Genomic DNA, 20,637 nt, shown 5'->3' on the forward strand with positions numbered 1-20,637 from the left:
AGCGTCGCGGAGCGGAATCTAGCACGCACATCACAGTGCGTCTAGACATCCTCACCAAAAGCCCCTGGCAGACGCAAGGGCTTTAGCGGCGGATCTCAGATGTTGCTGTCCAGAAAGGCAGCAAGCTGGGATTTGGACAGGGCGCCGACCTTGGTCGCTTCGACGCTGCCGTTCTTGAACAGCATCAGGGTCGGGATACCACGCACGCCGTACTTCGGCGGAGTTTCCTGGTTCTCGTCGATGTTCAGCTTGCAGACCGTCAGTTTGCCCTGATAGTCCTTGGCGACTTCGTCGAGGATCGGCGCAATCATTTTGCACGGGCCGCACCACTCGGCCCAGTAGTCGACCAGAACGGGGCCGGCGGCCTGGAGTACGTCCTGCTCGAAACTGCTGTCAGTGACGTTGTTGATGTAGTCGCTCATGGATGCTCTCCAGATCGGAACTTGAAAGTGGGCGACATCATATCCCTCTCGCGCCAGGATCGAAAGCGCCAGGCCATATAGCCTCGCAATGGTCTCCAGAGACACAGACTATCGGGTCGGCGCTCATGGCAGAGCGGCTGAAACCTTTTTGCAATATCACTGTAATAGCATCGACCGACGCCTTGACCCGCGCCGAGCCAGGCGCGTGGAACGGCAGAGCCGAACGCGTTGGCGGATGCGGGTGATCGTGTCAGGATGACGATGTATTGCACCGAGAGAAGCTCATGCGCCACAGTTCCCCCGAATCACACCCATTGATTGCAGCCCTCGACCTGGGCTCCAACAGTTTCCACATGGTGCTGGCCCGCACCAGCAACGGCGAGATGCGCATTCTCGAACGACTGGGCGAGAAAGTGCAGTTGGCCGCCGGCCTGGACGAACAGCGCAACCTCGACGAAAACGCCATGCAGCGCGGCCTCGACTGCCTGCGACGCTTCGCGCAACTGGTCAACCACCTGCCCGAAGGCGCCGTGCGTGTAGTCGGCACCAACGCCTTGCGCGAAGCGCGCAACCGCGCAGAGTTCATCCGCCGCGCCGAAGACATTCTCAACCACCAGATCGAAGTGATCTCCGGGCGCGAAGAAGCACGCCTGATCTACCTCGGCGTGGCCCACACCTTCCCTTGTGCCCCCGGCAAGCGCCTGGTGGTCGACATCGGCGGCGGCAGTACCGAGTTCATCATCGGCGAAGTGTTCGACTCCCACCTGCGCGAGAGCCTGCAGATGGGCTGTGTCAGCTTCACCCAACGCTACTTCCGCGACGGCAAGATCACCGCCGCGCGCTATGCCCAGGCATACACCGCCGCACGTCTGGAACTGATGGGCATCGAACAGGGCCTGCACCGCCTTGGCTGGCAGGAAGCGATCGGCGCCTCCGGCACCATTCGCGCCGTCGGCCTGGCGATCAAGGGCGGCGGGCACAGCAATGGCGAGGTCACGCGCGCAGGCCTCACCTGGCTCAAGCACAAGGTGCTGAAGCTGAGCGACGTGGAAAAGATCGACCTCGAAGGCGTCAAGCCCGACCGGCGCAGTGTCTTCCCCGCCGGGCTGGCCATTCTCGAGGCCATCTTCGATGCGCTGGACCTCTCCAGCATGAGCCACTCCGAAGGCGCGCTGCGCGAAGGCGTGCTCTATGACCTGCTGGGCCGCCAGCATCAGGAAGACGTCCGTGACCGCACCCTGAGCTTTCTCATGGAGCGCTACCACGTCGATGCCGAACAGGCGGCGCGGGTCGAGGGCAAGGCGCTGGAAGCCTTCGACCAGGTGGCCGATGACTGGAAGCTCGACGAAGGCCACCGCGAGCTGCTGGCCTGGGCGGCCCGCATCCATGAGGTAGGGCTGGACATCGCCCACTACCAGTACCACAAGCACGGCGCCTACCTGATCGAACACTCCGACCTGCCGGGCTTCTCGCGCCGTGACCAGATGATGCTGGCACTGCTGGTGCGCGGGCATCGGCGCAACATTCCGAAGGACAAGTTCGCCGAGTTCGAAGACGAAGGCACACGCCTGCTGCGCCTGAGCGTGCTGCTGCGCTTCGCCATCCTCTTCCACCATATTCGCAGCGACCAGGACATGCCGGTGGTTCGCCTGAAGGCGGGCGAGCAGAGCCTCGAAGTGCGCTTCCCGGAAGGCTGGCTGGAGGCCAACCCGCTGACCCAGGCCGACTTCCAGGCCGAAGCCGACTGGCTGCAGCGGATCGACTTCAACCTGAAGATACGCTGAGAGCCGTAGGATGGGGCGAGCGAAGCGATCCCCATCAACTCACTCCATCCTACCGATCACTCCTGCCACTGGATGACCAACCCCTCCTGCCGTGCGAAGCGCGGCAGATGGTCGTCCAGTACCGCCCGCATGCGGGCCAGGGCTTCGGCATCCTGCGCCTGGCAGTCGAAACGCAGCCGGTCCGCTTCGGCATACATCAGGCAACGCCCGTAGGGGAACTCGGCACAAGCCTGCCGCTCGTCGAACTCGACGCTGATCTTGTGGCGAAAATGCTTGCACAGCTTGGTCATGTACAGGGAAGCCGAGGCGGTCACGGCACCGCCATGCAGATGGATCATGCAGGGTTCTCTCGTTGTGGAATGGGCAGGGCACGATCAGCCAGCACCAGGCTGAAACCTTGCGAGCAGCGCTCGACGCGCCCCTCGATGCCATAGGCGCGGCGCAGCAATTCGCTGTCGAGCACCTGCTGCGGGCAACCAGCGGCCAACAGGCCACCTTCACCGAGCAGCACCAGTTGGTCGCAGAAGCGCAGCGCCAGGTTGATGTCATGGATGGCCAGCAGCGCGACCGAACCCTGCTCCCGGGTGATCTGGCGCACGGTCTCCAGTACCTTGAGCTGCCAGCGCAGGTCGAGGGCGCTGGTCGGCTCGTCGAGCAGCAACAGTTGAGGCCGTCGCACCAGCACCTGGGCCAGGCCGACCATCTGCCGCTGGCCACCGGACAACTCGTCGAGCCGGCGCATGGCCAGTGGCTCCAGGTCGAGCACCGCGAACAGCTCGGCGATGGCCTGTTGCAGCGCCTCTGGCGCCACGCCCGAAGGCACGGCACGGTTCGCCGCCAGCACGGTTTCATAGGCCAGCAGCGAACTGCCCTGGGGCAATGTCTGCGGTAGATAGGCGACCCGACCGGCACGCTGCGCGGCGCTGTGGCGGGAAATGTCCTGGCCATCCAGTTCGATATGCCCGGTGGCCGGCTGCAAGCCCGCCAGCGCCCTGAGCAGGGTCGATTTGCCGACGCCATTGGCGCCGACCAGCGCCACCAGCGAACCGCTCGGCAAGAGCGGCAGGCTCAGGTCACGCAGGATATGGCGACGGCCATAGCCGGCCGTCAGGCCATTCACCCGCAAGCCGCTCATCGGCGCCTCCTCTGGCTGAGGATCAGCCCCATGAACAGCGGAATACCGACCAGCGCCGTGACGATGCCGACCGGTATCACCAAGCCCGGAATCAGCGCCTTGCTGGCGATCGACGCCAGCGACAGCATCAGCGCGCCGACCAGGGCGCTGCCCGGCAGGTAGAAGCGATGGTCCTCGCCCAGCAGCAGTCGGGCGATATGCGGCGCGACCAGGCCGACGAAGCTGATGGTGCCGACGAAAGCCACCGCCACCGCCGCCAGCAGGCTGACCCGCAACAGCACGACCATGCGCAGACGGTCGACGGCGATCCCGGCGCTGCGCGCCTGGTCCTCGCCAGCCCGCAGGGTGGTCATGGCCCAGGCACGGCGCAGGGAGAATGGCAGGCACAAGGCAAGCACCACGGCAACGATGGCGACCTTGTCCCAGGTCGCGCGGCCCAGGCTGCCGAAGGTCCAGAACACCACCTGCTGCAAGGTATCGCTGTCGGCCATGAACTGGATCAGAGCCACCAGCGCCTCCAGCGCGAAGACCATGGCGATGCCGAACAGCACCACGGTCTCCACGCCGTTGCCGTAGCTGCGCAACAGCAACTGGATCAGCATGATCGAGCCTGCCGCGCAGGCGAAGGCGCCTAAAGGAATGCTGTAGGTATGCGGCAACCCCGGCAGGTACAGGTTGAAGACGATCACCAGCGAAGCGCCCAGCGTCGCCGCCGCCGACACCCCCAGGGTGAACGGGCTGGCCAGCGGATTGTTCAGCGCCGTCTGCATTTCCGCACCGGCCAGGCCGAGCGAAGCCCCGACCACCAGTGCCATCGCCGCATAAGGCAGGCGCACGTCCCAGAGGATCACCGACTCGCCCAGGCTCAGCGCGGCAGGATCGAGTAGACCGCGCAGCACATCGGCCAGGCCCATCGTCGAAGGGCCATTGACCACATCGAACACCAGGCTGGCGAGAATCGCCGCCAGCAACGACAACAGCAGGAACAGGCGCCGGCGCAGGAAGCGCCGGTAGTCGCGGGCCAGGCGGTCAGTCATTCAGGTCGACCCAGTAGGCACCGTGCAGCGGCACCGGCTGGAAGCGCTGGTACAGCTCGGCCAGGGTCCGCTGCGGGTCGATATCGTGCATCTCCTGCGGGTGCAGCCAGGAGGCGATGGCCTGCACTGCCGCGACATTGAACGGCGAGTTATAGAAGTGGTGCCAGATGGCATGGACGCGGCCCTGCTCGACCGCAGTCAGGCCGGAGAAGCCCGGACGCCCGAGCACATGCTTCAGCGAAGCGCGCGCGACCTGTTCATCCGCGCCGACACCCAGTACCACACGACCGGGCTGGTCGCCCTGGTGGCCGACCGCGCCGATTGCCGTGGCGATATACACCTCGGGCTGCGCCTGCAACAGGTACTCCATGCTGAGCATGCCGCTGGTGCCGGGGATCTTCTCCTGCGCCAGGTTACGCCCGCCCGCCGCCTCGACGTAGTCGGCGAACAGCCCGTGGGCGATGCTCTCGCAGCACTCGTCGTTCAGGCCCACGCGGCTTTCGAGAAACACCATGGGGCGGGTCTTGCTGCGCGCCACGGCGGCGCTGACCTTGGCCATTTCCGCCTGGTAGAACGCGACGAAGTCGTCGGCCACGTCACTGCGCCCCAGTAGTTCACCGAGCACCTGGATACTGCGGGTGGTGTTCTGCAGCGGGTTCTTGCGGAAGTCGACGAACACCACGGTGATACCCGCCGCCTGCAAACGCTCCAGCACCTCTTGCGATTGCGGGCTCGGGCCGTGGCCTTCGAGGCCGAACAACGCCACCTGCGGACGCAGCGCGATGGTCTGCTCGATGCTGAAGGAGTCCTCGTTGGAACGCCCGACACGCGGCACCTTGTCGATCTGCGGGAAACGCTCGACGTACTGGGCATAGGTGGCCGGGTCCAGGCGCTCCAGCTCGCCGAACATACCGACCACACGGCGCACCGGATCCTCGCGGTCGAACATCGCCAGGGTGGTCAGGTAACGGCCCTCGCCCAGCACGATGCGCTCGACATTCAGCGGCACCTGCACCTGGCGCCCCGCGACGTCGGTCAGGGTGCGGGTTTGCTCGGCATGGGCCGGCAGCAGCAGGACCATCAGCAGCAGCGATAACAATACTTTCGGCACGACCTTCTCCTTTCGTTTCTATCGTTCATTCAAACCGGCAGCCAGGCGCAACGCCTGGTGCAGCGACAGCGGCAACATATCGCCATGCCCCTGCCCGGCGTATTCGCGGTACGTCACCGCCAACCCCGGCAGTTTCGCCAGGCGACGGGCCATCTGCGCGGCGGCATCGCCCGGCACGGCAGCCTGGGCCTGCCTGCGCGCCGCCAGCAGGCGTGGATCGGCGGACGGACCACCGGCACGCTCGACCGCGCCACGCAGGATCAGCAGACTCGCAGGTGGATGTCCGGCCCGTTCGCGATAACGGCGCTCGGTGTCCAGCAGCAGGCCGTCATGCCACCAGAGCGCCGGACTGGCGGCTACATAGTGGCGGTAGTCTCCCGGATTGCCGAACAGGCTGTCGAGCACGAACAGCCCGCCATAGGAATGCCCCCAGATCGTCTGGCGAGCGCTGTCCAGCGCATGACGGGCCGCGACCCTGGGGCGGATTTCGTGTTCGAGCAGGGCACGGAAAACCGCCGCGCCGCCAGCAGGTCGATGGCGCACATCGTCTTCGAGCAATGGGCCAACCTGGCCTTGCGGGGCCGGTGTGTAGTCATAGGTTCGCGCTGCCACATCGAAGCGCAGCTCAGTGTCGTAGCCAACCATCACCAGCAACGGCGCATCGCCCGTCGCCAGTTCGCCCAGCCAGTCCTCGCGCAACTCGGCCAGGGCGGCGTTGCCGTCGAGCAGCCAGGCCACCGGGTAACCCGCGGGGGGCGCAGGCTTGCGCGGCACCGCGAGGTCGACCCGGTAGTGTCGAAGGCCGTCGGCGGAATCCAGCGTGAAGCGCTCGAAGCGGTAATACTGCGAGCCACGCTCAGCGATGGTTTCGCCCACCGGGCGGGACAGGTCGGGCTGCGCCAGCGCAAGCATTGGCAGCAGCAACAGCGACAGGACATGAATCCAGGCGTTCATCCACTCTCCCGAAAATACGTCCGCCCGGCCAAGGCCGGGCGGAGACAGACTCAACGTCTGACACAGGGTGCGCTATGCGCACCGGAGTGAGAGCCCCTGGTGCACGCAGCGCACCCTACGCCGACCATCTCGATCAGAACGACGTGCTGATGCTGGTATAGAAGGTACGACCCGGCTCATTGTAGGTGTAGGCACCCGCCGCCACGGCATTACCTTCGCGATAGAGGCGCTTGTCGAACAGGTTGCTCACGCCAGCGCCAATGCTCAGGTGCTTGGTCAGTTCATAGCTGCCGCTCAGGCCGACCAAGGCGTAAGGCGATACCGAACGGCGCGCATCACCGGTCAGCACGGCACCCTGGTAACTGTAGCGACCCGGCTCCTGGCGGCCATACCAGGTCACGGTGGCTTGCAGCGACAGCGGATCACTGACCTGCCAGTCGAGGTTCGAGTTGACGGTGTACTCGGGGATCACCGACAGCGGCTCGCCGGTTTCCTTGTTCTTCGATTGCAGCATGTAGGTGAAGTTGGTGTGCCAATCCAGGCTTGCGGCCAGGGGAATGTTGAGGCTGCCTTCGAAACCCTCCACCACAGCCTTGGGCACGTTCTCCCACTGGAAGACGTCGGCGTTGGCATACGCAGGGTTGGTCCCGCCAGTGGCGAGGCCAATGGCCCCATGCCCTGCTTCGATCTTGTTCTTGTAGTCGTTGCGGAAGTAGGTCAGGCCCGCGACCCAGCCATCCCGCGCGAACTCGATACCCAGCTCCTTGTTGACGCTGGTCTCGGCGTCCAGCTTCTCGTTGCCCACCAGGTAGCAACTGCCACCGGCGCCCCAGCAGCCCTGGCCGCGGCTGTACAGCAGGTAGTCGGCGTTCATCTGGTACAGGTTCGGCGCCTTGTAGGCGCGGGCGATACCGGCCTTCAGGGTGAAGTCGCTGCCCAGCGACTGGGACAGGTTGAGCGATGGGCTCCAGTTGCTGCCTGCCTTGCTGTGATGGTCGAAGCGCAGGCCCGGGGTCAGGATGGTGCCTGGGCGCAGCTCGATATTGTCCTCGACGAACAGCGAGGCGATACGGGCGGACGTCTTGGTGCTACGCCCGGTGTCGGCAAGACCGCCGATGGAGCCGGCCTCGGAGGTCGTCTGGGTGTTGGATAGCGGGTCTTCCATTTCCTGGTTGACCCACTCGGCGCCGAGGGTCAGCACCTGTTCCAGCGCACCGGACAGCGGCAGGTTGACCTCACTGTGCACCGTGGTGCTCTGCAGTTCGATGCTGCCGAACTCAGTGCTGTTGATGCTGCCTTCCGGCCCGCCGGCCAGACCTTCCTTGAGGCGATTGTTGCGGGTGCGCTCGTACTGCACGTAGCTGAGCGTGGAACCGAAGTCCCAATCGCCACGGTGGGTCAGCGCATAGTTCTGGCGGTACATCGTATTGGTTTCACGACCGATCCAGGGTGTGCGGAAGGCCAGCAAGGACGCCGCGGAAGCGTTATTCATCGAGTCGCCCGCGTAGATATTGCCCTGGCGGCTGTAGCCGGCCTCCAGTTCGATGACCTGCGACGGGGCCAGTTGCCAGGAGAGCATGCCGTTGATATCACGGTTGCGCACCCCTTCACGCCCGGCGGTGATGAAATTGCCGATGGTGTGCCCGGTGTTGATGTCCTCGTCGTCGGCATCGGTCTTGTTCAGGTTGCCGTAGACACGGTAGGACACGGTGTCGGTCAGCGGACCGTTGAGGCCGAAGTTGAAGCGACGGGTCGCGCCTTCTTCGCTGTGTTCCGGCATGTTCATGTAGACCGTGGCGTTGCCATGGTGCTCCTTGCCCGGCCCCTTGGTGATGATGTTCACCACACCGCCCATCGAGCCCGAGCCATAGCGCGCAGCCGCCGGGCCACGCAGCACTTCGATACGTTCGATCTGCTCGGCCGGCACCCAGTTGGTGTCACCACGGGTGTCGCGCTCGCCACGCCAGCCATAACGCACCGCATTGCGCGAGCTGACCGGCTTGCCGTCGATGAGGATCAGGGTGTTCTCCGGTCCCATGCCACGGATGTCGATCTGACGGTTGTTGCCCCGCGCGCCCGAACCGCTGTTGCCAGTCAGGTTGACGCCGGGCTGCTTGCGGATGATGTCGGCGATATCGTTGACCGCCCCACCCTTGCGGATGTCCTCACTGGTGATGATGGACACGCCCAGTGCCTGCTTGAGTTCTTCCTGGGCGGTGCCGAGCACTTCGGTCACGTCCAGCTCGAGCGGCGCGTCTTCGGCCAGCGCCAACCCCGGACAGGCCAGGAAAACGGCCAGGGCCAATGGATTCAGCAGGTGCTGCCGGTACAGATTCGCGTACATGGTGGGCCTCCCCCGATATGCGATCTCCAATCAGGAAATCGACAAGCAATAATGCGAATGATTTGTATCAATAAAAATCGGGGTGTAGTCTGTCACGACCGTTACGGCAGAAATTTTGCGTTTCGGGATTTGTTGTTTGCGCAAACATCATCCGACCGGAGGGAGGTCGACATGGGCAGCCATGGCCATATCGTCAGGACTGGAGAGTTGTCGAACCTGGTCGGAGACGCCATTCACCTTGTGGAACGGGAGCCAAGCCAGGACCGGCTGTTCCAGGGCCACCTGAGCTGGCAGAAGCTGCGCAGCGGCTTGTCGCTGCACTGCTCAGACTGTGTGGAGCTGCACAATTTCTCCACCCAGGTGAAGGTCAACCCGCACCTGAACTTCATTCTGTTCCTCGACGGGCAGAGCGATGTCCGCTTCGATGATCGCGCCTTCACCTTCGGCGTACCACGCAAGGCCGGCAAGCCCCGCAGCGAAGGGATCACCATCGCACTGAACGAACCGGCGCTGTTCTCGCGCCAGGCCAGGCGCGGGCAGCATATCCGCAAGGTGTCCATCAGCCTGTCACCAGAGTGGTTCGAATCAGGCGGTTTCGATGGGCATGAATCCCTGCGCGAGCTGGTCGGCATCGACCGGCAAAGCCTCAGCGTGCATCGCTGGACGCCATCGGCGCGTCTGCTGGCACTGGCCGAACAGACGCTGCATCCGGTCGCCAGCAGCAATCGCCTGCTGCACAACCTCTATCTGGAAAGCCGCGCCCTGGAAATCGCCAACGAGGCGCTCAGCCAGTTGACCCACCAGCCCGCACGCATCCCCACCAGCCTGCATGCCCACGAACACGCGCGCATCCGCAGGACCCTGGAGCTGCTGCACAGCGGCCAGGCCGATGGCTGGTCACTGGAGCAGATCGCCCGCGAGATCGGTTGCAGCACCAGCACCCTGCACCGCCAGTTCCAGGCCAGCCAGGGCATGTCCTTGTTCGAGTACCAGCGACTGAGCAAACTGCAACAGGCCCGTGACGCACTGGAACACCAGGGCGCCAGCATCGGCCAGGCCGCCTGGCTGGCCGGCTACAACAGCGCGGCCAACTTCTCCACGGCGTTCAAACGCACCTTCGGCATCAGCCCGAAGCAGGTGCGCACACGCTTCTAGCGTTTCATGGTTGTAGGGTGCGCCATGCGCACCAAGGGCCTCAGCATCGATTTCAGGTGCGCACAGCGCACCCTACCGACTCAGACGTTTACCGCAACAGCATCCCCAGACCTCATTGCAAGGTCCGGGGGCTTGCTGTCAGTGCTTGACCTGGCTGGTCAGCCGCTCCAGCAGGGCCGTCTGAACGTTACGCGGGTTCTGGTTGCCGGTCGGCGTGCTGCGCAGGTAGCTGCCGTCAGGTTGCAGCACCCAGCTCTGGGTGTTGTCGGTGAGGAAGCCTTCCAGCTCCTTCTTGACCCGCAGCACCAGCTTCTTGCCTTCCAGCGGGAAGCAGGTTTCCACGCGACGATCGAGGTTGCGCTCCATCCAGTCGGCACTGGAGAGGAACAGCTTCTCGTCGCCGTCGTTGTAGAAGTAGAAGACCCGGCTGTGCTCAAGGAAGCGGCCGATGATCGAACGCACCTGGATGTTGTGCGACACCCCGACGATACCCGGCCGCAGGCAGCACATGCCGCGCACGATCAGGTCGATCTTCACGCCGTTCTGGCTGGCCTTGTACAGCGCCCGGATCATCTTCGGATCGGTCAACGAGTTGACCTTGAGCATGATGTGCGCCGGCTTGCCTTCGCTGGCGTGCTGGGTTTCCTGCGCGATCAGGTCGAGCAGGGTCTTCTTCAGCGTGAACGGCGAATGCAGCAGCTTCTTCATGCGCATGGTCTTGCCCATGCCGATCAACTGGCTGAACAACTTGGACACGTCCTCGCAGAGCGCATCGTCGGAGGTCAGCAGGCTGTAGTCGGTGTACAGCTTGGCATTGCCGGCGTGGTAGTTGCCGGTGCCCAGGTGCACATAGCGGTTCAGCTCGCCGTTCTCGCGGCGCAGGATCAGCATCATCTTGGCGTGGGTCTTGTAGCCGACCACGCCGTAGATCACCACCGCGCCGGCCTGTTGCAGGCGGCTGGCCAGTTGCAGGTTGGACTCCTCGTCGAAGCGCGCCCGCAGCTCGATCACCACGGTGACTTCCTTGCCGCTACGCGCCGCTTCCACCAGCGCATCGACGATCTCCGAGTTGGCGCCCGAACGGTACAGCGTCTGGCGAATGGCCAAGACGTTGGGGTCCTTGGCGGCCTCGCGCAGCAAGTCGACCACCGGCGTGAAAGACTCGTAGGGATGCAACAGCAGCACATCCTGCTTGTTGATGACGCTGAAGATATTGCCGCTGTTCTGCAGCAACTTCGGGATCACCGGGGTGAACGGCGTGTATTGCAACTCCGGGTGGCTGTCCAGCCCGGTGATGCTGAACAGGCGCGTCAGGTTGACCGGGCCGTTGACGCGATACAGCTCGCCTTCCGTCAGGTTGAACTGCTTGAGCAGGAAGTCGGACAGATGCTGCGGGCAAGTATCGGCCACCTCCAGGCGCACCGCGTCGCCATAGCGGCGCGAGATCAGCTCGCCACGCAGGGCGCGCGCGAGGTCTTCGACGTCCTCGGTGTCTACCGACAGGTCGGCGTTGCGCGTCAGGCGGAACTGGTAGCAACCGTTGACCTTCATGCCGTGGAACAGGTCATCGGCATGGGCGTGGATCATCGACGACAGGAATACGTAGTTGGCCCCCGGACCGCCCACTTCCTCCGGAATGCGGATGACGCGCGGCAGCATGCGCGGTGCCGGCAGGATCGCCAGGCCGGAGTCGCGACCAAAGGCGTCCACGCCCTCCAGCTCGACGATGAAGTTCAGCGTCTTGTTCACCAGCAACGGGAACGGGTGCGTCGGGTCGAGGCCGATCGGCGTGATGATCGGTGCGACCTCCTCCCGGAAGTAGCGGCGCACCCAGGTCTTGATCTTGGTCGTCCAGTTGCGCCGGCGAATGAAGCGGATCTGGTGCTTGGCCAACTCCGGCAGCAGGATGTCGTTGAGGATCGCGTACTGCCGTCCGATCTGCTCGTGGGCCACTTCGGAAATCCGCGCCAGCGCCTGGTGCGGCTGCAGGCCATCGGCCCCGGCCAGTTCGCGGGCGAAGGTGACCTGCTTCTTCAACCCGGCCACGCGGATCTCGAAGAACTCGTCGAGGTTGCTGGAGAAGATCAGCAGGAACTTCAGCCGTTCGAGCAGCGGATAGGACTCATCCAGAGCCTGCTCCAGCACACGGATATTGAACTGCATCTGCGACAGTTCACGGTGGATGTAAAGACTGCTGTCATCCAGATTCACTGCCACCGGAGCGGGTGCGGGCACCTCCTCCGGCTGAACCTCCGGTTCCACGCGCTGCTCTTCCGGCTCCGGCACGGCTTGCTCCTGCTGGCTGGCTTCGAGCAGTTGCGTGTCACTGAGTCCTTGGTTCGTCATTGCATCGCCTCATCGGGCTCACTGCCCGTTTTTCAGTTGTTGTGCCGCCTGCTTGGCGAAATAGGTCAGGATGCCATCGGCACCCGCACGTTTGAAGGCGGTCAGGGATTCGAGGATCACCGCGTCGCTCAGCCAGCCGTTCTGGATGGCTGCCTGGTGCATCGCGTACTCGCCACTGACCTGATAAACGAAGGTCGGCACCTTGAAGGCGTCCTTCACGCGCCACAGCACGTCCAAGTAGGGCATGCCCGGCTTGACCATCACCATGTCCGCGCCTTCGGCCAGGTCCGCGCCCACTTCGTGCAGGGCTTCGTCGCCGTTGGCCGGGTCCATCTGGTAGGTGAATTTGTTGCCCTTGCCCAGGTTCGCCGAGGAGCCGACCGCATCGCGGAACGGGCCGTAGTAGGCACTGGCGTACTTGGCGGAATAGGCCATGATCCGCACATTGACGTGCTCGGCCACTTCCAGCGCCTCGCGGATCGCCTGGATACGGCCATCCATCATGTCCGACGGCGACACCACCTGGGCACCGGCCTCGGCATGGGACAGCGCCTGGCGGACCAGTGCATCGATGGTGATGTCGTTGAGCACGTAGCCTTCGTCATCGATGATGCCGTCCTGGCCATGGGTGGTGTAGGGGTCCAGCGCCACGTCGGTGATCACGCCCAGTTCGGGGAAACGCTCGCGCAGTGCGCGGATCGCCCGCTGCACCAGCCCGTCCGGATTCCACGCCTCGGCGGCATCCAGGGACTTGCGGTCGGCCTCGATATAGGGGAACAGCACCACTGCCGGCACGCCCAGCTCCACCAACTCCCCGGCCTCGACCAGCAACTGGTCGATGGACAGGCGCTCGACACCCGGCATGGACGCCACCGGCACACGACGATTCTCGCCTTCCAGGATGAACACCGGCAGGATCAGGTCATCCACCGTCAGGCGATTTTCCCGTACCAGGCGACGGGAAAAATCGTCACGGCGATTGCGACGCAGACGGGTGGCGGGGAACAGCCGGTTGGCAGGAACGAAACTCACGACAGACTCCTGGCCCGCAATACGGGCTACTTAGCGGTTATAAGCCTGACACATGACGGATTCATGACAGCGCACGCTATCGAGGCCAGGCAACCCGACCATTGTCGACCAGCCCGCCGCGCTCGACCAGCACCCATGTCAATGTCCCGCGCAAAATGGACTTATGGCGTGTCTATACAGGCTTAGGTAGCATCCTTTCATTACCCGAGTCGCTCAGGAGCACCAAGATGAACAAGAAAGTCGCCGTCATTCTGTCTGGTTGTGGCGTCTACGATGGGTCGGAAATCTACGAAAGCGTCTCCACCCTGCTGCGTATCGACCAGCGTGGCGCCAAGGCCCAGTGCTTCGCCCCCGACATTCCCCAGCACCACGTGGTCAACCACCTGACCGGCGAGCCAACAGCGGAAAGCCGTAACGTGCTGGTCGAGGCCGCCCGCCTGGCACGCGGCAACATCAAGCCGCTGAGCGAAGCCCGTGCACAGGACTTCGATGCCCTGATCATCCCTGGCGGCTTCGGCGCGGCGAAGAATCTCTCCAACTTCGCCTTCGAAGGCGCCAAGGCCAGCGTGCAGCCGGACGTCCTGGCCGTGGCCAAGGCCTTCGCCGCCGCCGGCAAGCCGATCGGCCTGATCTGCATCGCGCCGACCCTGGCCCCGCACATCTTCGGCAAAGGCGTGATCTGCACCCTGGGCAGCGACGAAGACCCGGCAGCCGAAGCCGTGCGCGAGCTGGGCGCCCAGCACGAAGCCTGCGAAGTCAGCGACATCGTCGAAGACCCCGAACACAAACTGGTCACCACCCCGGCCTATATGCTGGCGCAATCCATCAGCGAAGCGGCTTCGGGCATCTACAAACTGGTGGACCGGGTGCTGGAACTGACCCAGGAAGCGGAAAGCGAGCAATCGTAGAATCGGCCGGGTGCGCACCGCGCACCCAACGGACACTCACGCCGCGGCGCGGCGGATGCTGGCCAGCAGTGCGGCGGCGCCGACGAACAGCCCGGCGAAGGTGCGGTTCATCAGGCGCTGCTGGCGTGGGCTGCGCAGCAGCCGCAGGACCCGTGAGGCCAGCCCGGTGTAGCCGGCCATGACGATCAGGTCGACCATCACCATGGTCACTCCCATCGCCAGGTACTGCTCCAGCAGCGCTTGCCGTGGATCGAGGAACTGCGGCAACACCGCCAGGATGAAGACGATGGCCTTGGGGTTGCTGGCATTCACCAGAAAGCCACGCAACAGCAGGCTCAATGGCCGGCCGATCAGTCGCTGCGCATCGCTGTCCAGCGTCATCACTGGCGCTTGCCACTGACGGATCGCCAGCCACACCAGATAAGCCACGCCAAACCACTTGATCAGGCTGAACGCCAGCGACGACGTCGCCAGCACTGCCCCGAGCCCCGCCGCCACCACGGCGATCTGCAGGACCAGGCCAAGTTGCAGGCCAATGGCGTTCCAGTAACCCCGCCAAAAGCCATAGTGCAGCCCACAAGACATCGACGCGATGGCACCCGCACCCGGCGACAGGCTGATGGCCCAGCAGGCCACGAAGAATGCCAGCCAGGTTTCGAATGCCATATGCGCCTCCCCCTCCAGTCACCGTAGGGTGCGCCAGGCGCACCGGTTTTTCCGCCCTCAGTCCGGCAGGTCCTTGCCCAGCTTCACCGGATCCTTGAGGTTGCGCTTCAATGCCTTGCGCATGCGGATGTTCAAGGCTTCCACACCCAGCGAGAAGGCCATGGCGAAGTAGACGTAGCCTTTCGGCACGTGTACGTCGAAGGCTTCGGCGATCAGCAACGTACCCACCACGATCAGGAACGACAGCGCGAGGATCTTCAGCGTCGGGTGCTTCTCGATAAAGTCGCTGATGGTGCCAGCGGCCATCATCATCACGATCACCGCGATGATGATGGCGGCGATCATCACCGGTACGTTCTGCACCAGGCCGACGGCGGTGATCACCGAGTCCAGCGAGAAGATGATGTCGATCACCGCGATCTGCAGGATCACGCTCAGGAAGCCGGCCTTGGCCGCACCGCCCGGTCCGCTCGCTTCCTCTTCCTCGCCCTCGACGCTGTGCCAGATCTCCAGGGTGCTCTTGAACAGCAGGAACAGGCCGCCGAAGAACAGGATCAGGTCACGCCCGGAAACCCCTTCGCCGAAAACGCTGAACAGATCGTTGGTCAGGCGCATCACCCAGGCGATTGAGAGCAGCAGCAGGATGCGCGTGCCCATCGCCAGGGACAGCCCGAAGAAGCGCCCCTTGGCCTGCTGGTGCTTGGGCAAGCGGCTGACCAAGATGGAGATGAAGATGATGTTGTCGATGCCGAGGACGATTTCCAAGGCGGTCAGGGTCAGAAACGCGACCCAGATTTCCGGGTTGCTGAGCCATTCCATGTCGGGTTACTTCTCGTTGGGTGTGTTGTTGAGAAACTGCACTTCAGTGCCCCGCCAGCGGCGGACGGCTTTCTGGAAGAACAGGCTGTTGGGCACCTGCACGATAGCGCCGGTGCCACTCTCGGGGCTTTCCTCGAGGGTTGTATAAAGCAGATTTATTGCAATCACGCGCCCTTTGACAATGGGCTTGTCGAACGCTTCGACGATCTCCACCACGTCGCCCAGGCGGAAGGGGCCGACAGTCAGGATCAGTATCGCGCACAACAGATTGGACAATACGCTCCAGATCGCGAAGAAAGCGATGGCCGCCACCGCGACGAAGCCGGAAAAAGCCGTCCACAACACCGTCGCCGATACGCCGAAGCGCTCCAGCACCATGATCAGCGCACCGCCCATGATGAACCAGCGGATACCGCCCCGCACCGGCAGGATCAGCTCCGGCGGCAGCCGGTAGCGCTCCGAGAGGCGTGTCACACCACGGGTCAACACACGTTGCAGGACATACGCCACCAGCAGGATCAGCAGCACCTGCAGGCCCAGCGCAAGTTGCGCGCTCCACTCATCCATCAGCAACATCAGTTGCTCTTTCACGAAGCATTCTCCAAGTCTGCCTGTAGCTGCTCGAGTGTCTCCAGGACCTCGAGCCAGCGCTCTTCGAGGTCGGCTTCGCGAGCCTTGAGGCTGGACTGCTCGGCCAGCAGGGTGCGCAGGTCATCCTTGCGCGCCGGCTCATACAGCGCATTGTCGGCCAGTTGCACTTCCAGTCCGGCCAGGCGCTCCTGAAGCGTACCCAACTCCTTCTCCAGCTTCTCGGCCTGGCGTTTGTGCGGCGCCAGTTGCTGGCGCAACGCGGCGGCGGCCTGGCGTTGGGCGCGCTTGTCGGTCCGCTCGCCACCGTCCACGCTCGCGCTCGCCGGTTGCTGGCGTGAGCGGAACTCCAGCAGCCAGCGGGAATAGTCCTGCAAGTCGCCGTCGAACTCGACGACGCGTCCATCGGCCACCAGCAGAAACTCGTCGGTGGTGCTCTTGAGCAGATGCCGGTCGTGGGAAACCACCAGTACCGCACCCTCGAAATCCTGCAACGCCAGGGTCAGCGCCAGGCGCATTTCCAGATCGAGGTGGTTGGTCGGTTCATCGAGCAGCAGCAGGTTGGGCTTGTTCCAGGCAATCAGCGCCAGGGCCAGGCGCGCCTTCTCGCCACCGGAGAAGTTCAGCATTGGCTCGTCGCAACGCTCGCCCCGGAAATCGAACCCGCCGAGGAAGTCCCGCAAGGTCTGCTCGCGCTCGCCCGGCGCGATCCGTTGCAGGTGCAGCAACGGGCTGGCGGAAGGGTCGAGGGCGTCCAGCTGGTGCTGGGCGAAATAGCCGATAGCGAGGTTTTCCCCACGCTGCAAGCGGCCACCGAGCGGCTCCAGCTCACCGGCCAGGGTCTTGATCAGGGTCGACTTGCCCGCGCCGTTCGGCCCGAGCAGGCCAATGCGTGCACCTGGCACCAGTTGCAGCTTGACCTTGTCCAGCACGCGCTTGTCGCCATAGCCCAGTTGCCCTTCGGCCAGGTCGAGCAGCGGGCTGGACACCTTGTCCGCCTCGCGGAAGCTGAAGTCGAACGGCGAGTCGATGTGCGCCGGCGCCAGCTCTTCGAGCTTTTCCAGCGCCTTGATACGGCTCTGGGCCTGGCGCGCCTTGGTCGCCTTGGCCTTGAAGCGGCGGATGAAGCTTTCCATGTGCGCACGCTGCGCCTGCTGCTTCTCGAACGCCTGCTGTTGCTGCGCCAGGCGCTCGGCGCGGGTGCGCTCGAAAGCCGAATAGCCACCGCGATAGAGCGTCAGCTTGCGCTGCTCCAGGTGCACCACGTGCTCGACCACCGCATCGAGGAAGTCACGGTCGTGGGAAATCAGCAGCAGCGTGCCGGTATAAGCCTTGAGCCAGTCCTCCAGCCAGAGGATGGCATCCAGGTCGAGGTGGTTGGTCGGCTCGTCGAGCAGCAACAGGTCGGACGGGCACATCAGCGCCTGGGCCAGGTTCAGCCGCATGCGCCAGCCACCCGAGAAGCTACCGACCGCAAGGTCCATCTGCTCGCTGGCGAAACCCAGCCCGGCGAGCAGCTTGCGCGCGCGGGCATCGGCGCTGTAGCCATCGGCCTGCTCGAACTCGGCATGCAGGCGCGCCAGCGCGGTGCCGTCGTGGGCCTGCTCGGCGACCTGCAAATCGCGCTGGATACGCCGCAGTTCGGCGTCGCCATCGAGCACGTAGTCCACGGCAACGCGCTCCAGCGTTTCGATCTCCTGGCGCATATGCGCGATGCGCCACTGCGGCGGTATCTGGCAGTCGCCACCATCGGCGACCAACTCACCGCGCAGCAGGGAGAACAGCGTGGATTTGCCGGCACCATTGGCGCCGATCAGACCGGCCTTGTGGCCAGGGTGCAGGGTCAGCTCGGCGCCATCCAGCAAACGCTGGGGACCACGCTGTAGAGAGAGATTCAATAGTCGGATCATAATGGCGGCGGAGTTTATCAGTTCGTCCAGCGCGCCATTGCGCTCAGCGAGAAAAAATCGTCATGCACAACCCCGCTCTCTGGCCTTTCGCCCTGCATTGCTATGTAAAGCCCGGTATCCAGGACACCTGCCTGCGACTACAGCGGGAACATGGACTGGATGTCTGCCTGCTGCTGTGCTGCTGCTGGCTGGAAACACGCCGGGTCGCCTTCAGCGCGCAGCGCCTGGAAAGCCTGCAGGCGCGCATCGGCGACTGGCAGCGAGAGATCACCCAACCACTGCGGCAACTGCGCATGGCCTGGCGTGCGGCAGCGCAGCGCGACGACGGCCTGCACGACCTGCGCGAGCGGCTCAAGGCGTTGGAACTGGATGCGGAGCGAATGGCGCTACAGCGCCTGGAGGCGCTCAGCCATGCCTGGCCAGCCGAGCGGCAGGCCGAGACATGGCTGGAACATTACCTGCCCACGGACGACGACACGCAACGACTGCGCGCCGCCGCCCAAGCGACTCACTCCGAGCTGGCAGGCTTCTGAGCGGGCTTGGCAGCCGGCTTGCGGGCCGCAGGACGACGCGCCGCTGGTTTGCTGGCAGTGCTGGCGAGTGCGGGCTTGGCGGCCGGAGTGGCAGGCTTCTTCGCCGCTGGAGCGGTGGACGCTGCCGGTTTGCTGGCAACGGGGCGCTTGGCCGCTGGCTTGGCGGCAGGTTTGGCAGCAGCAGGCTTGGCAGCGGGTTTAGCGACAGGCTTGGCGGCGGCAGCCGGTTTGGCAGCAGGAGCCTTGGCCGCAGCAGCGGGTTTGCTGGCGGCCGGCGTACGACGGCGACTGGTCGCCTTGGGCGCCACACCCTGCTCCAGCGCCTGACTGGCGGCACGCTCGACATCCGCAACACCCAACGCCAGCTTGAGGCTGTGCTCGGCATCCTGCTTGAGCTTGGAGATATAGGTCAGGGTTTCGCCCTGGCGGGTCTGCAGCAGCGCCAGCAGGTCTTCCAGTTCACCGATACGCGCTCGCGCCTTGGCCTGCGCCTTGGCCTTGCCGGCAGAAGCCGCTTCGTCGAGCTGGGTACGCGCCTTGAGCAGTTTTTCCTGGGCCTTGCCACGCTGCTTTTCCAGCTTGGCGAGGATTTGCTCGGCCTCTTCCCGGGCTTTCTCGCAAGCCTTTTCCAGATGGTCGATCAGACTGCGGGAGAGCTGCTGCAGAAGGTGCAGCGGGGTGGTGAGCGATTGCTTCTTCGAAGACATGAATGCGCCTCCTGGCGATTGGGGTGCGGCCATACTAGACCGCTCCCCGCCACTCGCCAAGAGAGCGAAGTAGTCAGACCGTTTCGGGCACCTGGCGGTGTGCGGTATGCAGCACTTCGATCAAGCAGTCTTCCAGTTCGAAACGCTCGTGCAGCAGTTGCCCGATCTGGTGCAATTCATCGACCAGTGCGGCATCTTCCGCGGCTCGCTCGCACTGGTCGTTGAACGCCAGCGCATGCTCGGTGATTGCCTGCAAACGCGGGTAGATGCGTGTCGCCAGCTCGATCCCCTGATGATTGCCAAAGGCTTCGGCTTCCCTGACCAGTTGCTCGTAGACACCGAAATGGCCCGCGGAAACATAGTCGAGCAGCAGTTGGCAGAAACGCTGCCGGCTTTCCTTCGTAGTCGCCTGCGCCCGTTGCAGGTCGGCATAGACCTGCACCAGTTCATGGCGCTCCTGCAACCAGCGATCGATCAGCAGATGGACGCCTCCCCAGCGCTCCTGGGCATTACGGCAGCTTTCCAGCATGTGTATTCACCTCGTTCGTGGGCACATGGGCGCCATGGAATCCGTGCGGATGAGCGGCATGGACGGCAGCGTTCAATTGGGTATGACTATCATCGATACCGTCCGTCCATCATGGCCCGAGACGCTTGTAGAAGCCAGATGTTTCCCTCAACGCCCCGGGCGGACGGCCTGCCAGACAGCGAACACCAGCATGCCGACGAACGCCAGCAGGCTCCACTCGGGGATGCTCATGCCCAGCAGCGTCCAGCTCACTTCGGCGCACTCGGCGGTGCCGTGCAGCACCAGGCGGACAATGTCCTGGAACGGCAGCGCCTCCATCATGTATTCGAGACTGGGCAGGCAACTGGGCAACTGGTCGGCCGGCACGCTCTGCAACCAGACCTGACGAGCCGCCGTGGCGCCCCCCGCCAAGGCGAACAGCAGGGCGATAGCACTGTAGATCCGACGCCCGGTCCGCGCCGGATCGTGGATCGCGGCCGCCAGGCAGGCCAGGCCGAAACCGATCACGCAGATGCGCTGCACGATGCACAGCGGGCAAGGCGCCAGCCCGACGACATGCTCCAGATAGAGCGCGGCCACCATGATCAGCAGGCAGGCGAGGAAAGCGAGAAAGAACAGTGGACGGGGACTGGCGAAGTTCATGATCGGTCTGCGTGG

The 20,637-nt window shown here is 64.2% G+C and carries 19 protein-coding genes and 1 pseudogene; 4 read left to right on the forward strand and 16 right to left on the reverse strand.

The features are described from left to right. Positions 1–95: 95 nt before the first annotated feature. Complete coding sequence (trxA, locus tag HW090_RS08350; protein WP_179113082.1) at positions 96–422, reverse strand: thioredoxin TrxA; 327 nt, start codon at positions 420–422, stop codon at positions 96–98. A 284-nt stretch (positions 423–706) separates the two neighbouring features. Between trxA and ppx the strand changes: the two genes are divergently transcribed. After that, positions 707–2,206, forward strand: coding sequence for an exopolyphosphatase (ppx, locus tag HW090_RS08355; protein WP_179113083.1), 1,500 nt, complete (start codon positions 707–709; stop codon positions 2,204–2,206). Positions 2,207–2,262: 56 nt separating this feature from the next. Here ppx and HW090_RS08360 read toward each other — a convergent pair whose 3' ends face one another. The 6 genes from HW090_RS08360 to HW090_RS08385 all read right to left on the reverse strand — a co-directional run bounded on the left by HW090_RS08360 (position 2,263) and on the right by HW090_RS08385 (position 8,787). Next, the gene (locus HW090_RS08360) at positions 2,263–2,544 is read right to left on the reverse strand and encodes a DUF2218 domain-containing protein (RefSeq protein WP_179113084.1); all 282 of its coding nucleotides are present in this window, start codon (positions 2,542–2,544) and stop codon (positions 2,263–2,265) included. After that, the gene (locus tag HW090_RS08365) at positions 2,541–3,341 is read right to left on the reverse strand and encodes an ABC transporter ATP-binding protein (protein WP_179113085.1); all 801 of its coding nucleotides are present in this window, start codon (positions 3,339–3,341) and stop codon (positions 2,541–2,543) included. The genes HW090_RS08360 and HW090_RS08365 overlap by 4 nt, the downstream gene beginning before the upstream one ends. Further along, a complete protein-coding gene (locus tag HW090_RS08370) occupies positions 3,338–4,378 on the reverse strand; it encodes an iron ABC transporter permease (protein ID WP_179113086.1) in 1,041 nt (346 codons plus the stop codon). The genes HW090_RS08365 and HW090_RS08370 overlap by 4 nt, the downstream gene beginning before the upstream one ends. Then, positions 4,371–5,489, reverse strand: coding sequence for an ABC transporter substrate-binding protein (locus HW090_RS08375; RefSeq protein WP_218673568.1), 1,119 nt, complete (start codon positions 5,487–5,489; stop codon positions 4,371–4,373). The genes HW090_RS08370 and HW090_RS08375 overlap by 8 nt, the downstream gene beginning before the upstream one ends. A gap of 18 nt (positions 5,490–5,507) precedes the next feature. Further along, the gene (locus HW090_RS08380; RefSeq protein ID WP_179113087.1) at positions 5,508–6,443 is read right to left on the reverse strand and encodes an alpha/beta hydrolase; all 936 of its coding nucleotides are present in this window, start codon (positions 6,441–6,443) and stop codon (positions 5,508–5,510) included. A gap of 133 nt (positions 6,444–6,576) precedes the next feature. Beyond that, positions 6,577–8,787 carry a TonB-dependent siderophore receptor gene (locus tag HW090_RS08385; protein ID WP_179113088.1) on the reverse strand — a complete coding sequence of 737 codons (2,211 nt, stop codon included), beginning with the start codon at positions 8,785–8,787 and terminating at the stop codon, positions 6,577–6,579. A gap of 171 nt (positions 8,788–8,958) precedes the next feature. On the opposite strand from HW090_RS08385, the gene HW090_RS08390 reads away from it, so the two are divergent. Continuing rightward, on the forward strand, positions 8,959–9,942 hold the full coding sequence (locus tag HW090_RS08390; RefSeq protein WP_179113089.1) for an AraC family transcriptional regulator: 984 nt from the start codon (positions 8,959–8,961) through the stop codon (positions 9,940–9,942). Between the two features lie 138 nt (positions 9,943–10,080). Here HW090_RS08390 and ppk1 read toward each other — a convergent pair whose 3' ends face one another. Both ppk1 and hemB read right to left on the reverse strand, forming a co-directional pair. After that, complete coding sequence (gene ppk1, locus HW090_RS08395) at positions 10,081–12,288, reverse strand: polyphosphate kinase 1 (RefSeq protein ID WP_179113090.1); 2,208 nt, start codon at positions 12,286–12,288, stop codon at positions 10,081–10,083. Positions 12,289–12,306: 18 nt separating this feature from the next. Next, positions 12,307–13,320 carry a porphobilinogen synthase gene (gene hemB, locus HW090_RS08400; RefSeq protein ID WP_179113091.1) on the reverse strand — a complete coding sequence of 338 codons (1,014 nt, stop codon included), beginning with the start codon at positions 13,318–13,320 and terminating at the stop codon, positions 12,307–12,309. A gap of 227 nt (positions 13,321–13,547) precedes the next feature. On the opposite strand from hemB, the gene elbB reads away from it, so the two are divergent. Further along, positions 13,548–14,228 carry an isoprenoid biosynthesis glyoxalase ElbB gene (gene elbB / locus HW090_RS08405; RefSeq protein ID WP_179113092.1) on the forward strand — a complete coding sequence of 227 codons (681 nt, stop codon included), beginning with the start codon at positions 13,548–13,550 and terminating at the stop codon, positions 14,226–14,228. Positions 14,229–14,264: 36 nt separating this feature from the next. Here the strand turns inward: elbB and rhtB are convergent, their stop codons facing one another. Genes rhtB through HW090_RS08425 form a run of 4 tightly spaced genes read right to left on the reverse strand, consistent with a single transcriptional unit; the run spans position 14,265 to position 18,211 of the window. Next, a complete protein-coding gene (rhtB, locus tag HW090_RS08410) occupies positions 14,265–14,894 on the reverse strand; it encodes a homoserine/homoserine lactone efflux protein (protein WP_179113093.1) in 630 nt (209 codons plus the stop codon). Positions 14,895–14,951: 57 nt separating this feature from the next. Continuing rightward, positions 14,952–15,713 carry a TerC family protein gene (locus HW090_RS08415; RefSeq protein WP_179113094.1) on the reverse strand — a complete coding sequence of 254 codons (762 nt, stop codon included), beginning with the start codon at positions 15,711–15,713 and terminating at the stop codon, positions 14,952–14,954. Between the two features lie 6 nt (positions 15,714–15,719). Beyond that, complete coding sequence (locus HW090_RS08420; protein WP_373416390.1) at positions 15,720–16,289, reverse strand: mechanosensitive ion channel domain-containing protein; 570 nt, start codon at positions 16,287–16,289, stop codon at positions 15,720–15,722. A gap of 11 nt (positions 16,290–16,300) precedes the next feature. After that, on the reverse strand, positions 16,301–18,211 hold the full coding sequence (locus HW090_RS08425; RefSeq protein ID WP_179113096.1) for an ATP-binding cassette domain-containing protein: 1,911 nt from the start codon (positions 18,209–18,211) through the stop codon (positions 16,301–16,303). A 62-nt stretch (positions 18,212–18,273) separates the two neighbouring features. On the opposite strand from HW090_RS08425, the gene HW090_RS08430 reads away from it, so the two are divergent. Beyond that, positions 18,274–18,744 (forward strand): TIGR02444 family protein, encoded by a 471-nt coding sequence (locus HW090_RS08430; RefSeq protein ID WP_179113097.1) that lies wholly within the window; start codon positions 18,274–18,276, stop codon positions 18,742–18,744. On the opposite strand, the pseudogene HW090_RS08435 reads toward HW090_RS08430, so the two are convergent. From HW090_RS08435 to HW090_RS08445, 3 genes and pseudogenes are all read right to left on the reverse strand, one after another. Then, positions 18,726–19,451: pseudogene (locus HW090_RS08435) on the reverse strand (AlgP family protein); the annotation flags it as partial. The gene HW090_RS08430 and the pseudogene HW090_RS08435 overlap by 19 nt on opposite strands. Before the next feature lie 73 nt (positions 19,452–19,524). After that, positions 19,525–19,980 (reverse strand): sigma D regulator, encoded by a 456-nt coding sequence (rsd, locus tag HW090_RS08440; protein ID WP_179113099.1) that lies wholly within the window; start codon positions 19,978–19,980, stop codon positions 19,525–19,527. Positions 19,981–20,127: 147 nt separating this feature from the next. Further along, positions 20,128–20,622: a disulfide bond formation protein B gene (locus tag HW090_RS08445; RefSeq protein WP_179113100.1), complete on the reverse strand. Its 495-nt coding sequence runs from the start codon at positions 20,620–20,622 to the stop codon at positions 20,128–20,130. Positions 20,623–20,637 lie beyond the last annotated feature (15 nt).

Origin of the sequence: Pseudomonas sp. ABC1 (genome assembly GCF_013395055.1) — a bacterium.
Taxonomy (GTDB): domain Bacteria; phylum Pseudomonadota; class Gammaproteobacteria; order Pseudomonadales; family Pseudomonadaceae; genus Stutzerimonas.

Excerpts from the sequence above, each read along its gene's own strand:
- trxA (WP_179113082.1), bottom strand. The coding sequence starts at position 422 with ATGAGCGACTACATCAACAACGTCACTGACAGCAGTTTCGAGCAGGAC.
- ppx (WP_179113083.1), top strand. The coding sequence starts at position 707 with ATGCGCCACAGTTCCCCCGAATCACACCCATTGATTGCAGCCCTCGAC.
- HW090_RS08360 (WP_179113084.1), bottom strand. The coding sequence starts at position 2,544 with ATGATCCATCTGCATGGCGGTGCCGTGACCGCCTCGGCTTCCCTGTAC.
- HW090_RS08365 (WP_179113085.1), bottom strand. The coding sequence starts at position 3,341 with ATGAGCGGCTTGCGGGTGAATGGCCTGACGGCCGGCTATGGCCGTCGC.
- HW090_RS08370 (WP_179113086.1), bottom strand. The coding sequence starts at position 4,378 with ATGACTGACCGCCTGGCCCGCGACTACCGGCGCTTCCTGCGCCGGCGC.
- HW090_RS08380 (WP_179113087.1), bottom strand. The coding sequence starts at position 6,443 with ATGAACGCCTGGATTCATGTCCTGTCGCTGTTGCTGCTGCCAATGCTT.
- HW090_RS08385 (WP_179113088.1), bottom strand. The coding sequence starts at position 8,787 with ATGTACGCGAATCTGTACCGGCAGCACCTGCTGAATCCATTGGCCCTG.
- HW090_RS08390 (WP_179113089.1), top strand. The coding sequence starts at position 8,959 with ATGGGCAGCCATGGCCATATCGTCAGGACTGGAGAGTTGTCGAACCTG.
- ppk1 (WP_179113090.1), bottom strand. The coding sequence starts at position 12,288 with ATGACGAACCAAGGACTCAGTGACACGCAACTGCTCGAAGCCAGCCAG.
- elbB (WP_179113092.1), top strand. The coding sequence starts at position 13,548 with ATGAACAAGAAAGTCGCCGTCATTCTGTCTGGTTGTGGCGTCTACGAT.
- rhtB (WP_179113093.1), bottom strand. The coding sequence starts at position 14,894 with ATGGCATTCGAAACCTGGCTGGCATTCTTCGTGGCCTGCTGGGCCATC.
- HW090_RS08415 (WP_179113094.1), bottom strand. The coding sequence starts at position 15,713 with ATGGAATGGCTCAGCAACCCGGAAATCTGGGTCGCGTTTCTGACCCTG.
- HW090_RS08420 (WP_373416390.1), bottom strand. The coding sequence starts at position 16,289 with ATGTTGCTGATGGATGAGTGGAGCGCGCAACTTGCGCTGGGCCTGCAG.
- HW090_RS08425 (WP_179113096.1), bottom strand. The coding sequence starts at position 18,211 with ATGATCCGACTATTGAATCTCTCTCTACAGCGTGGTCCCCAGCGTTTG.
- HW090_RS08430 (WP_179113097.1), top strand. The coding sequence starts at position 18,274 with ATGCACAACCCCGCTCTCTGGCCTTTCGCCCTGCATTGCTATGTAAAG.
- rsd (WP_179113099.1), bottom strand. The coding sequence starts at position 19,980 with ATGCTGGAAAGCTGCCGTAATGCCCAGGAGCGCTGGGGAGGCGTCCAT.
- HW090_RS08445 (WP_179113100.1), bottom strand. The coding sequence starts at position 20,622 with ATGAACTTCGCCAGTCCCCGTCCACTGTTCTTTCTCGCTTTCCTCGCC.